Source organism: Actinoallomurus spadix, assembly GCF_024055725.1.
Taxonomy (GTDB): Bacteria; Actinomycetota; Actinomycetes; order Streptosporangiales; family Streptosporangiaceae; genus Actinoallomurus; species Actinoallomurus spadix.
The window spans coordinates 97,040-111,058 of record NZ_JAMXMX010000016.1 but is presented as its reverse complement, the minus strand read 5'-3'; the positions used below and the strand labels follow the sequence as shown (position 1 = coordinate 111,058).

Below are 14,019 nucleotides of genomic sequence, written 5' to 3'. Positions count from 1 at the left end.
ATCCCGGCGCCGGCACGCTCGCACCCTCGTCTCCCCCACGACGTTCCCGGGGATCCCGCAACGGATCCCCACACTGTGAGCACCTGTATAACTACGGAGAGTATCAACATTCGTCCGCCGGACGGCGCAGGAGACCGGGCCGGCGGGACCGCGTCCGGCGACGAGCGGAGGAGCCGCCGCACCATGAACCCTGACGGACCCGCGTGGAGGCCGGCGGCCTTCCTGCCGAGGTACGGCGGCCGGCGGTGGCCGTACGCCGTACTCGACATCCTCCTGGTGGGCCTGCTGGCGTCGGGCCTGTTCCTCGAGACGGGGTTCGGCCGGACCGCCGCGACCGCCCCCTACCCCGGCAAACCGACGTGGGGGCTCGGGGAGGACTGGCTCCTGGTGACCCATGACGACCCACCTGAGCCGGGAAGGGGACCGCGGGGAGGACACGCGTCACCGGGCGCCACGGAGCACCGGATCGACACGGTCATGGAGCTGCACCTCCGCCACGACGGAGGCAGACCGCTGCTGGTGAGCCTGCCGTTGCGCACCTCCGCGACGGTCGCCGGATACGGCCCCGCCGACCTCGGCACGGCGTACCGCCGGGGCGGGCCGCGACTGCTGATCCGCACGGTCGAGGGCATCCTCCACGCCAGCGTCGACCACTACGTCGAGGTGGGCCTCGGCGGGCTGGCCGCGCTGGTGGACGCCCTCGGCGGGGTACGCGTCTGCGCGGACCACCCGGTCCGGGCCTCCGTGCCTGCGGCGGCCGGGAACTGCCCGAACGTCTCCGGCGGCCGGGCGCTGACCTATCTGCGCGCGGGCGGCCTCCCTCCCGATCATCCGGGCCGGGCCGAACGCCGGCGCCGGATCATCGCCGCGGTGCTCGAGAAGGCCGTGTCCCCGGAGACGGCGCTCCATCCGGCACGGGTCGCCGCCTTCGCCAGGACGGTCCTGGCCGTCGTGACGGTCGGCGCGGGCGACCACCTGCACGACCTCGTCCGGCTGTCGCTGGCCCTGTGCGATGGCTCCGTCACCGCCCAGACGGTGCCGACCGTGGAGGGCGATCGGATTCCCGGCGTCGGCCGGGTCGTCAGGTGGGATCCCACGGCGATGGCCCAGCTCATCCCCGCGGTCGTCATCGACCGCCCGGAACCGACGACGCTGATCCCGGGCTGAATCTCGCGACGGCCCACGACTGTTACTCTGAGCGACTACTCGTGACTTGGAGTCACGTAGCGACGCGTCCGCCCAGAGGAGAGACGGGGTCTCCCATGAACACGACGGCAGTGAGTCCGCCCGAAACGGCGGCGCGCTCACGCACGCGCCACCTTCTCCACCGGTCGCTGACCTGGCTGATCGCCGTCGGCGCGCTGTGGGCGCTCGCACGGCTCACCGGCGCCGACAGGCTGCCGCTCCTGACCGGGCTGCTGGTTCCGATCATGACCTTCACGCCGTACGCCGCCGTCGTCTCGGTCATCCTCGCCGTCGTGGCGCTGGTCCTCCGCCGCTGGAAGGCGTTCGGTGTCACCCTCGGGGTGGTGAGCGCGTTCGCCGTCGCCGTGCTCCCCCGGGCCATCGGCGACACCACGCCCGTGACCGGCGGCCCGGTGCTGCGGGTGCTCACCGCCAACCTTCGTCTCGGGCGGGCCGACCCTCGCGTGCTCGCCGGGCTCGTACGCCGGACCCACGCGGACGTGCTGAGCATGCAGGAGTTCACCCCGCAGGCGGGGGCCGCCCTCGACCGCGCGGGGCTGGGACGTCTCCTGCCCCACAGGATCACCACGCCGCTCGGCAGCGCGCTGGGCTCCGCCCTCTACGCCCGCTGGCCGCTGCACGCCCTTCCGATGTTCCAGGTGCACCTCATCGGCCTCGCGATACCGCACGCGGAGATGGACGTCCCCGGGGGACGCCGCGTGGAGATGATGGCCGTGCACCTCGCGCGCCCGATGAACCCCTCCGGGGTCGGGCAGTGGAACCGCGCCTTCGTCCTCCTCCCCGCCGGACGGCATCGGGGCCCCGTGCGCATCCTGGCCGGTGACTTCAACGCCACGCTCGATCACACGTCGCTGCGGCGGCTCGTCGGCGAGGGCTACGTCGACGCCGCGTACCGGACCGGGAACGGCCTCGTCCCGACCTTCCGGCAGTGGTGGGTGCCGCCGATCACCCTCGACCACGTGCTGGCCGACGCGCGGTGCGCGGTGCGGCGGACGCGGGTGTACGACCTGCCGGGCAGCGACCATCGTGCCGTGCTCGCGGAACTGCGGCTGCCGTGACCGGCGGAGACTCCCCCACGGGACCCGAGCGGTTCCAGCTGCTGTTCGTCTGCACGGCCAACATCTGCAGGTCTCCCATGGCCGCGGAGCTCACCCGGCTGAGGTGCGAGGCCGCCGCGCGGTCCGGGGACGTCATCGTCGGCAGCGCCGGGACGCACGGCCACGACGGGGCCGGCATCGATCCGGGCGCCGCCGCCGTCCTCCGGCTCCGGGGCGGGCGGACGACCGGCTTCTCCGCCCGTACCCTCACCGAGTCACTCCTGGCCGCGGCCGATCTCGTCCTCACCGCGGAGCGCCGGCACCGCGCGGCCGCGGCGGCACTGCACCCCCGGTCGCACGCCAGGGTGTTCACGATCCTGGAGTTCGCGCGGCTCACCCGTCAGGTGCCCCCGGACCGGCTCTCCGGCGAGAGCGTCGCGGCACGGGCCCGGTCACTCGTCCGGGAGGCGGCCCGCATGCGCGGCACGTGCCCGCCCGGGCCACCCGACGAGGACATCGCCGACCCCTACCGGGGTCCGGCCGAGGGCTATCACGCGTGCGCCGCGGCGATCGAGGAGGGTCTGGACCTGCCGCTCCGGCGCATCCTGTCCGAACCGCCACCGCCGCGGTGACAGGACGGCCGCCGTCCCACCGCGTGGCACTTCCCGGGAGTCCGCGCGATCTTTCCCCGGTCTTTGACGGCGGCGGGTTGTTCACACGGCGAGTTGCGGCCATGTACTCTCCGTGACCGATTCGGTACGAGGGGGCGCATGGTGGCTGGCGATCGGATCAGAGTGATGCGGGTGATCACCCGCATGAACGTCGGCGGCCCGGCCCTGCAGGCCGTGGAGCTGATGCGCGGCCTCGACCCCGGGCTCTTCGACCAGCGTCTGTACACGGGGACCGTCGAACCGGGTGAGGCGGATCACCTCGACCTCCGCGGCGCCGGAGTCGTCCCGCATCGGATCCCGGCCCTCGGGCGTACGGTCCGGCCGGGCGACGACGCCCGTGCCGTCGCGGCGCTGGTCGGCGAGATGCGCCGGTTCCGGCCGCACATCGTGCACACCCACACCGCCAAGGCCGGCCTGCTGGGCCGCACCGCCGCCGCGGTGACACGGGTGCCCGCGCGGGTGCACACCTACCACGGGCACCTGCTGCACGGCTATTTCTCGCCCGCCAAGACCCGGCTGGTGGTGACGGCCGAGAGAGCCGCCGCCACGATGACGGACCGGCTCATCGCCGTCGGAGGCCAGGTCCGTGACGAGCTCATCGCCGCCGGGGTCGGCCGTCCCGGGCAGTACGCCGTGGTGCCGCCCGGCACCACGCTCGGCCCGCTCCCCGGCCGCGCCGACGCCCGGTGCGCGCTGGGGATCCCCGCCGACGGCCCGCTCGTGGCGTACGTCGGCCGGCTCACGAGGGTCAAGCGGCCCGACCGGCTGGTGGCGGTGGCACGCCAGGTGCGCCGTCTCCACCCCGAGGTACGGTTCGCCGTCGCCGGCGGCGGTGACGCGACACCGGCGACGGAGGCCGCCGCCAGGACCTTCGGCGGCATGTTCACGCTGCTGGGCTGGCGCGCCGACGTCGAGACGGTGTACGCGGCGGCCGACCTGGTGCTCCTCACGTCCGACAACGAGGGCATGCCGGTCTCGCTCATCGAGGCCGGGCTGGCCGGGCTGCCCTGCGTCGCGACGCGCGTGGGCAGTGTCGCCGAGGTGGTGCGCCACGGCGAGACCGGGCTGCTCGCCCGATGCGATACCCATGAGCTCACCCGGCACGTCGTGCGGCTGGTCGAGGACGAGCCGCTGCGCCGCAAGATGGGCGACGAGGCGCGGGCGTGGACGACGACGCGGTTCGGGCCGGAACGGCTGGTATCCGACATCGAAGAGATCTACGCGCCGTTCACCGAGACGTGGGGCCGGTGGCCGGGGACGGCCGGAGGGTCCGTCCGGTGAGGGTCGTGGTCACCGGCGGTGCCGGTTTCATCGGCGGCAACCTGTGCCGGGAGCTCAGCGCGCGAACGGGCGTCGACCAGGTCGTCGCCCTGGACGACCTCAGCACCGGCCGTGCCGAGAACCTCGAGGGCTCCGGGGCCGAGCTGGTCGAGGGCAGCATCCTGGACCAGGGGCTGCTGGCGGATGTCCTGGCCTGCGCGGACGCGGTCGTGCACCTCGCCGCGCGCCCGTCGATCCCGCGGTCGCTGGCGGCCCCGGTGGCGAGCCACGCCGCCAACGCCACCGGCACGCTCCTTCTCCTGGAGGCGTGCCGCCGGCGATCCGTCCACGTGGTCGCCGCGTCGTCCTCCTCGGTCTACGGCGGAACCCCGGATCTGCCCAAGCACGAGGACCTGCCCACCCGCCCTCTCAGCCCCTACGGCGCCAGCAAGCTCGCCGCCGAGGCGTACACCCTGGCGTACGGCGCCAGCTTCGGGCTTCCCGTCCTGGCGCTGCGTTTCTTCAACGTGTACGGCCCGCTGCAGGCGGCGGACCACGCGTACGCGGCCGTGGTGCCGGTCTTCATCGACGCCGCACTACGTGACGAGCCGCTCACCGTGCACGGCGACGGGCTGCAGACGCGCGACTTCACGTTCGTCGGCACGGTCGTGGCGGTCCTCGCCGACGCGGTCCTCCGGAAGGTGACGAGCCGCCGGCCGGTCAACCTGGCGTTCGGGACGCGCGTGTCGATCCTCGAACTCACGCGGCGGCTGTCCGCGGTACTGGACCGGCCGGTGCGTCTCGCGCACGTTCCGCCGCGGCCGGGGGACGTCCGCGACTCCCAGGCCGCCGACGGCCGGTTGCGCCGTCTCTTCCCCGGTGTCGAGGCGGTGCCGCTGGACGCCGGCCTCGAACGGACGGTCGCGTGGTTCCGTAGCCGGCCGGCCCCCGCTCAGGGGCCCGCCGCGCACTGAGCCGGCCGGTCACCGGCGCCCACGCCGCCGGCACCCAGCGGCAGGATGGTCCGGTACGGTCGCCGGCGCCGGGCGCGAGAGGGCCCGGTACGGTCGCCGAGGCCGGGCGGCGAGAGGGCCCGGTACGGTCGCCGGCGTCGCTCGTGCCGGCGCAGACGATCAGGCGGGACCGGCTCCCGCCGTGGACGCCGGAACGACCCGGCGGCGGGGCGGCACGGGGACCCGGTCCAGGTCGCGCGCGACGACGATGTCGCCGCCGAACACGGTGGCCGCCTCCTCGGCGAACCTCCGCTGGTCCGCGGCGGGGTACCGCTCGGAGAAGTGCGTCAGGACGAGGCGGCGGACCCCCGCCTCGGCGGCGACCCCGCCCGCCTGCGCGGCGGTCAGGTGGCCGTACTCCTCCGCCAGGCGGGCGTCCGCGCCGAGGAACGTCGACTCGATGACGAGAAGGTCGGCGCCCGCGGCGAGCGGCGCGACCGCGTCACAGAGACGGCTGTCCATCACGAACGCCGCCTTCTGCCCGGGCCGTGGCACCGAGCACTCCTCAAGAGTGACCGTACGGCCGTTCGGCGCGACGACCGATCCCTCGCGCTGCAGCGTGCCGACGAGCGGTCCGGCCACGCCGTGGGCGGCCAGCCGATCGGGCAGCATGGTGAGACCGTCCGGCTCCTCGAGCCGGTAGCCGTACGACTCGACCGGATGCGACAGGCGGCGCGCGGTGAGCGTGAACGGCGCCCCCGGAAGGCCGATCCGGACCTCGGCGCCGGCGATCGGCTCCTCGTCGATGACGTCGGTGTCGGCGAAGACCGCCGCGTGCCGGAGCCGGCGCCAGTATTCCGAGCCGCTCGCGGGGAAGACCGCCCGGACGGGGTGCGCGACACCGTCCCGCGCGATGCGCTGCACCACGCCGGGCACGCCGAGGCAGTGGTCGCCGTGGAAGTGGGTGAGGCAGAGACAGGTGATGTCGTTCGCGCTCACGCCGGCGTGCAGCATCTGCCGCTGGGTGCCCTCTCCCGGGTCGAAGAGGATCCCGTGCCCGTCCCACCGCAGCAGGTAGCCGTTGTGGTTCCGGACCCGGGTCGGCACGGCGCTGGCCGTGCCGAGGATGACGAGATCACGCGTCGACATGGTCTCATCATGCTCCCGGCCGGGAGCGCGTCTCGCCCGGCGGGCGGGGACGCGGAGCGTGTCGGTCAGCGGCCTGGACGGCATGTGACGCTTAGCATGCGTCCATTGACCGCCGGTGATGACCATGAGGAGGCGGGATGGGCGGGACACGAGACGACCGGGTCTGCGAAGGCGGGCTCGCGGTGATCGGGCTCGGCTACGTCGGGATGTCGCTCGTCCGTGAGGTGGCGCGCACCGGGACACGGGTCGTGGGAGTGGACGTCGACCGCCGTCGCGTCGACGGCTTGAACGCGGGCGTCTCCCACGTCGACGACCTCTCCGACGCGGAGGTCGCCGGCCTGGTCGCCCAGGGGTTCCACGCGACCATCGACCCCGGTGTGCTGGCCGGCGCCGACACGGTGATCATCTCCGTTCCCACGCCCCTCGACCGCGACCGGCTGCCCGATCTGCGCGCCGTCACCGGCGCGGCCGAGATGGTCGCCGGACGGCTGCGGCCCGGCACCCTGGTCGTTTTGGAGTCGACCACGTGGCCGGGGACGACGGAGGAGGTCGTCCGGCCGCTGCTGGAGAAGAGCGGGCTGAGCGCCGGACTCGACTTCCACCTGGCCTACTCGCCGGAGCGCATCGACCCCGGCAATCCGGTCTTCGGCCTGCGCAACACGCCCAAGGTGGTCGGCGGGCTCACGCCCGCCTGCCTGGACCGGGCCGTGGCGTTCTACGGCACGTTCGTCGAGCGGGTCGTGCCGGTCCGCGGCACGCGCGAGGCCGAGATGGCCAAGCTGCTGGAGAACACCTACCGGCAGGTCAACATCGGCCTGGTCAACGAGATCGCGATGTTCTGCGACGAGCTCGGCATCGACGTCTGGGAGGCCATCGCGGCGGCGGCCACCAAGCCGTTCGGCTACGAGGCGTTCCGGCCGGGGCCCGGCGTCGGCGGCCACTGCATCCCGATCGACCCGAGCTACCTCTCCCACCGGGTGCGGCGGCTCGGCTACCGGTTCCAGTTCGCCGAGCTCGCGCAGCAGATCAACGATCGGATGCCCGCGTACGTCGCCGAACGCGCCGCCCGGTTGCTGCACCGCTACGGACGCTGCGTCAACGGGGCGACGATCGTGCTGCTCGGGGTCACCTACAAGCCCGACGTCGCCGACGACCGGGAGTCACCGGCCCGGCCGCTCGCCCGGCGGCTGCACGCCTCCGGCGCGAAGGTCCGCTACGTCGACCCGCTGGTGGACGACTGGACGGTCGAGGGCGCCGACGTCACCCGCGCCGAGGATCTCGGCGCGGCGGTGCGAGCGGCCGACCTGGCGATCCTCCTGCAACCGCATCGCGCGTTCGACCTTGACCTGCTCGGCGCCCGCGCCCGCCTCCTGCTGGACACGCGCGGCGTGCTGCCGGCCACGGGCAACGTCGAGCGACTCTAGGGCAGGCCCCGGCCGGCCGCCGGGCGGTCACCGCGTCGCGAAAGGCCGGCGGGTGCCGCGCCGTGGCGCCGGCACCCGCCGGTGAGGAGGTCGCCGCGGGAGCGGCCGTCGTCAGGCGTAACGCGGCGAGAAGTGATGGCGCGCGTGGTGGTGCGCGTGCCGGCCGCCCACCCGGCGGATCTGGACGCGGACGATCGGAGGCTTGGCGTTCTGCGCGGCGGGCTGCTGCGTCTCCTGAACGGGCGCCGCGCCATTGGCCTGCCGGTCCTGCACCGGCACCATGCCGGTGCTCTGCTGCGGATCCTGAGCGGGCGCCCCCTGCGAATCCTGCACCGGAGCCCCCGGCGTCTCCTGGGCGGACGCCGGGGCGCCGACCTGCTGCGCGTCCTGCGGCGATCGCGCCATGTCGGCGCGCTGCGGCCGTTCGGCGGGTTGCGCCTGCTCGGCCCTGTTCGGGCGCTGGTGGGCCTGCCGCCCCGGCATGACCCTCAGGCCCGTTCCTCTCCGCAGGCGGTGGTGGCGGCGCGGGCCCTTGGCGACGCCCGAATTCCCGCTGCGTACGACGTGCGGGTTGTTCGAGATATTGATGTCGTCCGGGCCGGCTTCGTCCTCATCGGCCCCGCTCGTGCCGGGAGGAAGGAACCGCTCGACGCTGTCCGTACAGTCGCTCGCGTACGCGGACGGAACGCCCTCGCAGTAGGAGTCGACCCCGGTGAGTTCCGTGTTCACCGCGGGCGCCGCCTGCGCCGCCCCCGCCGGCACCGCCGAGGCCGCCGCGACCGCGAGACCGCTGAACGTCAGGGCGGCGACCAGAGCCAGCGGGCGCAGCCTGATCGTGGCTTCGGCCGGCCGTTCTTTTCTGCAGTAGGTCAATTTCGACACCTTCATCCTGTCGAGTATCTGGCTTTTCGTGCGGCATTACAGCGGACGAGATAGCGATACCCGTCTCACCGTCCACCGGGACATATGCCGGGTTAATGATCGAGCAATACCCATTCACTTCTCGCAGGATGGACGGCATTTCCGAAAGCCCGCCTTGTATCGGGTCGAGAGCGACTTTCCGGAGTGCGCGTCCTCTGCCGTGCCGAGGGTCAGCGGGTTCGCCAGGTGTACTGGTGCTCGGGACGGCCGGTACTGCCGTAGCGCAGCGTGACGCGCACCCGCCCGGACTGGGCGAGCGACGCGAGGTAGCGCTGGGCGGTGGCGCGGGAGATGCCCACCTCGTCGGAGATCTCGGCGGCCGACCGCGGCGCGCCGGCGCGCCGCAGCGCCTCGGCGACGAGCCGGGCGGTGACCGACGACTGTCCCTTCACCGCGCGCCGCTCGGCGCGCGGCACGGTGTGCAGGGCGCGGACGGCGCGGTCCACGTCGGCCTGACCGAGTTCAGCGGACGCGGCCAGGTGTTCCCGGTAGCGGGCGTACGCCTGGAGCCGCTCCCCCAGTTCCTCCGCGGTGAAGGGTTTGATGAGGTAGTGCAGCGCGCCGCGGGCGAACGCCGTGCGCACGGACCGCGGGTCGGTCGCCGCGGTGGCCATGATGACGTCGGCGTCGAGGTCCGGCAGCAGGGACAGCCCGGACTCGTCCGGCAGGTAGACGTCGAGGAGCACCAGGTCGACGCCTGCCGCGCCTGCCCTGGCGTCCGCGGCGGTGTGCGCCCGTCCGGCCACGCGGAAGCCGGGGACCAACTCGACGAATCCGGCGTGGATCTGCGCCACCCGGAAGTCGTCGTCGACGACCAGCACCTCGATCACTGCAACACCTCCGGGAGACGCGCCACGAACACGGCGCCGCCGTCGGGATCGGGTTCGGCGATGGTGATGTCACCGCCGCGTGCGCGGGCCGCCTGCCGGGCGAGGGCGAGGCCGAGCCCGCGCGGCCGGCCGTCCTCGGACCGGCGGGTGGACACCCCGTCGCGGAAGACGGCCTCCCTGAGGTCCTCCGGCACGCCCTCGCCCGAGTCCGCGACGGTGATGTGGAGGTCGGCGCCGTCGCCGAGCAGTTCGACCTCCACCCGCGCGGGACGGCACGCGCCGAGCCGCGCGGCCTCGATGGCGTTCTCGACGAGGTTGCCGAGCACCGTGGTCACGTCCAGGGGGTCGACGACCCGGCCGGGCACCCAGCTCGTCCCGGCGACCTCCAGGGCGACGCCCCGCTCCGTCGCGACGGCGGCCTTGGCGGCGAGGAACGCCCGCAGGTACGGGTCGGGGACGTCGTCCGGCGGCGCCTCGCGGGCCGCCGGGACCCCGGCGAGGGTCTGGATGTAGCCGGCCGCCTCCTCGTAGTGCCCCAGGCGGAGGAGCCCGGACAGCGTGTGCATGCGGTTGGCGTACTCGTGCCGCTGCGCGCGCAGTGCGTCGAACAGCGCGCGGACCGCGTCGAGCTCCCGGGCCAGGGACTCGACGTCCGTACGGTCCCGCAGGGTGATGACCGTGCCGAGCAGGCGCCCGTCGTGGCGGACCTCCCGCCGGTTGACGACCAGGACGCGCTCTCCGGCGGCGACGAACAGGTTGCGCGCCTCCTCGTCGCCGTCGAGCACCGACCTCAGCCGGCCGCGTACGGGCAGCCCGGCGACCGGTTCGCCGCGGTCCGGGGTGACGCCCAGCAGCCGCGCCGCCTCGGCGTTGCAGGCGGTGACGCGGTTCGCGGCGTCGACCGCGAGCACGCCCTCGTTGATTCCGTGCAGGACCGCCGCGCGTTCCTGCACGAGCTCGGCCAGCTCGTACGGTTCGAGGCCCAGCGTCTGGCGTTTGAGACGGCGCCCGATCGCGAAGGACGCGGCCACGCCCAGCGCGACGGCGGCCGCGGCGAACAGGGCGGCGACGGCCATCGTGCGGTGCACGCCCCGGTCGATCTCCCTGGCGTCGAAGCCGACGCTGACCTCGCCGACGAGCGTGCCCCGCCGGTCGTACAGCGGGACCTTCCCGCGCGCGGACAGACCGAGGGTGCCGCGCTCGATCACCTTCACCTCCCGGCCGGACAGCGGCGCCGAGGGGTCGGTGCTGACCCGCTTGCCGATGAGCGCGCGGTTCGGGTGGGAGAGGCGGATGCCGTCCCGGTCGGTGACGACGACGAACAGCGCACCGGTGGCCCGCCGTACCCGCTCGGCCCGGTTCTCCACCGTGCCCGCCGGGTCGCCGCCCACCGCCACCGTGTCGCCGATGACGGGGTCGGCCGCCACCGAGCGGGCCACGGTGAGGGCCCGCCAGGCGTACTGGTTGCGCAGTTCGCCGCGCTGCATCCAGGCGGCCAGGGCGTATCCGGTCAGGGCGACGAGCACCACGACGCTGATCTGCAGGATCAGCACCTGGTGCGCGAAACGGATCCGGACGCGGGGGGACATCACCGTGCACATTAGCCGGGCGCGGCCCTGATGCCGCCGAATCAAGTGAGCACAATGCGATAAACGCCGAAAAGATCATCAACTACCGGAAACACGGCTTGCGATTACATCGCGAGCAAGGCTTAACGACCTGGAAACGCACTCGTAACCTCCGGGCATGCCAACGCAAGCAGAGCCTGACGGCCCCGCGATCGAGCTCCGCGACGCGACCAAGCGGTTCCGCTCCTCCTCGGGAGGAGTGCACACCGCCGTCCGGAACCTCGACCTGACCGTGCGCGCCGGTGAGTTCGTCGCCGTGGTCGGCCCGACGGGGTGCGGCAAGTCGACGACCCTGTCCCTCGTCTCGGGCCTGGAGCCCCCCTCGGCCGGTGAGGTCCTCGTCCACGGGCGGCCGGTCGAGGGCATCCCCGCCGGAGTCGGGTACATGTTCCAGAACGACGCCGTGCTGCCCTGGCGCACGGTCCTCGACAACGTCGCCGCCGGCCCCCGGTACCGCGGCGCCGCCAAGCGCCAGGCACGGGAGCAGGCGCGCGACTGGGTCCGCCGGGTGGGCCTGGGCGACTTCGAGTCCTACTACCCGCACCAGCTCTCGGGCGGCATGCGCAAGCGCGTCGCCCTCGCCCAGACGCTCGTCAACGAGCCGTCCATCCTGCTCATGGACGAGCCGTTCTCCGCCCTGGACGTACAGACCCGCGGGCTCATGCAGGACGAGCTGCTCCGCCTGTGGGCCGGCGACGACCCGCTCGGGGAGGGCGGCGGTGCGGCCGTCGTCTTCGTCACGCACGACCTGGAGGAGGCCGTCGTGCTCGGTGACCGGGTCGTGGTGATGACTGCGAGTCCCGCCACCGTCAAGGCGGTCTTCGACGTGCCGCTGGAACGGCCGCGCGACGCCGAGGAGATCCGGCTCACCCCGGAGTTCCTCGAGATCTACCGCGAGGTGTGGGAGTCGCTGCGGGAAGAGGTTCAGATCGCCCGCGAGAGGGGTGCCGGCAATGCTGCTTGAGCTGGACGACCAGGCGACCGCCGTCGCCCAGGCCCGCGCCGCGGGCCGCCGCCGGGCCGTCACCGTGAACGCCGTACGGGTCCTGCTGGTCGTCGCCGTGCTCGGCTCGTGGGAGCTGGCGGCGACCTACTGGATCGACCCGTTCTACTACTCGAAGCCGAGCGCGATCTGGCACCGGCTCACCGACTGGTTCACGACCGGCACGTCGCAGGGTTCGATCTGGACGCAGATCGCCTACACGCTGGAAGAGGCCTTGATCGGGTTCGTGCTGGGCAGCGCCGGCGGCGTGGTGCTGGGCATCGTCCTGGGCCGCAGCCGGTTCCTGTCCGACGTCTGCGCGCCGTTCATCAAGGCCGCCAACGCGATCCCCCGCATCATCCTGGCGTCCCTGTTCGTCATCTGGTTCGGCCTCGGCATGTCATCGAAGGTCGCGACCGCGTTCGTCCTGGTGTTCTTCGCGGTGTTCTTCAACGCCTTCCAGGGCGCCCGCGAGGTCGACCGCAACCTGGTGAACAACGCGCGGATCCTCGGCGCGAGCCGTACGGCGGTGCTGCGCACGATCGTCGTGCCCAGCGCGACCTCCTGGATCCTCGCGTCGCTGCACTCGGCCTTCGGCTTCGCCATCATCGGCGCGATCGTCGGCGAGTACAGCGGTGCGGACAAGGGCCTCGGCCTGCTGATCAACCACGCCCAGGGCACGTTCGACTCGGCCGGCATCTACGCCGGAATGATCGTAATCACGGTGATCGCGCTGCTCGCCGAGTGGCTGCTCACCCTCCTCGAACGCCGCCTGCTGCGCTGGCGCCCGCCCGTGGCCGGCAACGAGGCGCGGATCTGACCCCGCAGCCGGCCCGTCCCTCCCCCGCCGACCGTCCGCCCCGCCCCGGGCGGGCGTCCCCACCCGCCTCAAGGAGAGCTCACATGCGTACCCTCACCCGCGTCGCCGCGGCGGCGCTCGCCGCCACGACCACCCTGTCCCTCGCCGCCTGCCGTGACTCGCGCACCGCGTCCGGCGGGAGCGGGGGGAGGCAGAACGGAACCGTCAAGATCATGGTCGGCGGCATCGACAAGGTCATCTACCTGCCCGCCAAGCTGACCGAGCAGCTCGGCTACTTCAAGGAGCAGGGCCTCGACGTCCAGCTGCTCACCGAACCGGCGGGCGCACAGGCCGAGAACGTCCTGATCTCGGGCGACGTCCAGGGCGTCGTCGGGTTCTACGACCACACGATCGACCTGCAGACCAAGGGCAAGTGCATCGAGAGCGTCGTCCAGCTCGCCGCGGTCCCCGGCGAGGTGGAGGTCGTGGCGGCCGGCAAGGCCGGACGGATCACCTCCCCGGCGGACTTCAAGGGCAAGAGGCTCGGCGTCACCAGTCCCGGCTCCTCCACCGACTTCCTGACGCAGTACCTGGCGACCAAGAACGGCGTGCCGACCTCCGGGTACACGACCGTGAAGGCGGGCGCGGGCCAGACGTTCATCGCGACGCTGAACAACGGCGGCATCGACGCGGGCATGACCACCGACCCGACGGTCGCCAAGCTGCTCGCCACCGGCCAGGGCAAGGTCCTGCTCGACATGCGCACCGAGGCGGGCACCAGGGCGGCGCTCGGCGGCCTGTACCCGTCCAGCTCCCTCTACATGAACTGCGACTACGTCAAGAACAACACGGCGACCGTCCAGAAGCTGGCCAACGCCTTCGTCAAGACGCTCGGCTGGATTAAGGCGCACAAACCGGCGGAGATCGCCGCGAAGATGCCGGCGGACTACGCCGGCGGGGACCCCAAGCTGTACGAGAAGGCGGTCACCGACAGCATCGGAATGTTCACCGCGGACGGCGTCATGCCCGCCGACGGGGCCAAGAACGTCCTGAACGTCCTCGCCCAGTTCTCCCCGAACGTCAAGGGCCGGCAGGACAGCGTCGACCTGTCCAAGACGTACACGACCGAGTACGTCTCCAAGGCGCCGAAGCAGTGACC

General features: G+C 72.9%; 13 protein-coding genes. 9 read left to right on the top strand and 4 right to left on the bottom strand.

Annotated elements, in window-relative coordinates:
- The first annotated feature begins 183 nt into the window (after nucleotides 1-183).
- The 5 genes from NE235_RS23650 (at nucleotide 184) to NE235_RS23630 (ending at nucleotide 5,148) form a co-directional block, all read left to right on the top strand.
- Nucleotides 184-1,167, top strand: coding sequence for an LCP family protein (locus NE235_RS23650; RefSeq protein ID WP_252806579.1), 984 nt, complete (start codon nucleotides 184-186; stop codon nucleotides 1,165-1,167).
- A 95-nt stretch (nucleotides 1,168-1,262) separates the two neighbouring features.
- Nucleotides 1,263-2,264, top strand: coding sequence for an endonuclease/exonuclease/phosphatase family protein (locus NE235_RS23645; RefSeq protein WP_252806577.1), 1,002 nt, complete (start codon nucleotides 1,263-1,265; stop codon nucleotides 2,262-2,264).
- Nucleotides 2,261-2,875, top strand: coding sequence for an arsenate reductase/protein-tyrosine-phosphatase family protein (locus tag NE235_RS23640; RefSeq protein WP_252806575.1), 615 nt, complete (start codon nucleotides 2,261-2,263; stop codon nucleotides 2,873-2,875). The genes NE235_RS23645 and NE235_RS23640 overlap by 4 nt, the downstream gene beginning before the upstream one ends.
- A gap of 138 nt (nucleotides 2,876-3,013) precedes the next feature.
- Nucleotides 3,014-4,195 carry a glycosyltransferase gene (locus tag NE235_RS23635; RefSeq protein WP_252806572.1) on the top strand — a complete coding sequence of 394 codons (1,182 nt, stop codon included), beginning with the start codon at nucleotides 3,014-3,016 and terminating at the stop codon, nucleotides 4,193-4,195.
- On the top strand, nucleotides 4,192-5,148 hold the full coding sequence (locus tag NE235_RS23630; protein WP_252806570.1) for an NAD-dependent epimerase/dehydratase family protein: 957 nt from the start codon (nucleotides 4,192-4,194) through the stop codon (nucleotides 5,146-5,148). The genes NE235_RS23635 and NE235_RS23630 overlap by 4 nt, the downstream gene beginning before the upstream one ends.
- 159 nt (nucleotides 5,149-5,307) lie before the next feature.
- Here NE235_RS23630 and NE235_RS23625 read toward each other — a convergent pair whose 3' ends face one another.
- The gene (locus NE235_RS23625) at nucleotides 5,308-6,276 is read right to left on the bottom strand and encodes a ribonuclease Z (protein ID WP_252806568.1); all 969 of its coding nucleotides are present in this window, start codon (nucleotides 6,274-6,276) and stop codon (nucleotides 5,308-5,310) included.
- A gap of 137 nt (nucleotides 6,277-6,413) precedes the next feature.
- Here NE235_RS23625 and NE235_RS23620 point away from each other — a divergent pair, with 137 nt between their 5' ends.
- The gene (locus NE235_RS23620) at nucleotides 6,414-7,700 is read left to right on the top strand and encodes a nucleotide sugar dehydrogenase (protein ID WP_252806566.1); all 1,287 of its coding nucleotides are present in this window, start codon (nucleotides 6,414-6,416) and stop codon (nucleotides 7,698-7,700) included.
- Between the two features lie 111 nt (nucleotides 7,701-7,811).
- Here NE235_RS23620 and NE235_RS23615 read toward each other — a convergent pair whose 3' ends face one another.
- The 3 genes from NE235_RS23615 to NE235_RS23605 form a co-directional block, all read right to left on the bottom strand.
- On the bottom strand, nucleotides 7,812-8,573 hold the full coding sequence (locus NE235_RS23615) for a hypothetical protein (RefSeq protein WP_252806564.1): 762 nt from the start codon (nucleotides 8,571-8,573) through the stop codon (nucleotides 7,812-7,814).
- Nucleotides 8,574-8,791: 218 nt separating this feature from the next.
- Nucleotides 8,792-9,451, bottom strand: a complete 660-nt coding sequence (locus tag NE235_RS23610; protein ID WP_252806562.1) for a response regulator — start codon at nucleotides 9,449-9,451, stop codon at nucleotides 8,792-8,794.
- Nucleotides 9,448-11,040, bottom strand: coding sequence for an ATP-binding protein (locus NE235_RS23605; RefSeq protein ID WP_252806560.1), 1,593 nt, complete (start codon nucleotides 11,038-11,040; stop codon nucleotides 9,448-9,450). Before NE235_RS23605 ends, NE235_RS23610 begins: the two co-directional genes overlap by 4 nt.
- A 157-nt stretch (nucleotides 11,041-11,197) precedes the next feature.
- Here NE235_RS23605 and NE235_RS23600 point away from each other — a divergent pair, with 157 nt between their 5' ends.
- The 3 genes from NE235_RS23600 to NE235_RS23590 all read left to right on the top strand — a co-directional run bounded on the left by NE235_RS23600 (nucleotide 11,198) and on the right by NE235_RS23590 (nucleotide 14,017).
- Complete coding sequence (locus tag NE235_RS23600; protein ID WP_252806558.1) at nucleotides 11,198-12,043, top strand: ABC transporter ATP-binding protein; 846 nt, start codon at nucleotides 11,198-11,200, stop codon at nucleotides 12,041-12,043.
- Nucleotides 12,033-12,881 carry an ABC transporter permease gene (locus tag NE235_RS23595; RefSeq protein ID WP_252806556.1) on the top strand — a complete coding sequence of 283 codons (849 nt, stop codon included), beginning with the start codon at nucleotides 12,033-12,035 and terminating at the stop codon, nucleotides 12,879-12,881. The genes NE235_RS23600 and NE235_RS23595 overlap by 11 nt, the downstream gene beginning before the upstream one ends.
- A gap of 83 nt (nucleotides 12,882-12,964) precedes the next feature.
- The gene (locus tag NE235_RS23590; RefSeq protein ID WP_252806554.1) at nucleotides 12,965-14,017 is read left to right on the top strand and encodes an ABC transporter substrate-binding protein; all 1,053 of its coding nucleotides are present in this window, start codon (nucleotides 12,965-12,967) and stop codon (nucleotides 14,015-14,017) included.
- Nucleotides 14,018-14,019 lie beyond the last annotated feature (2 nt).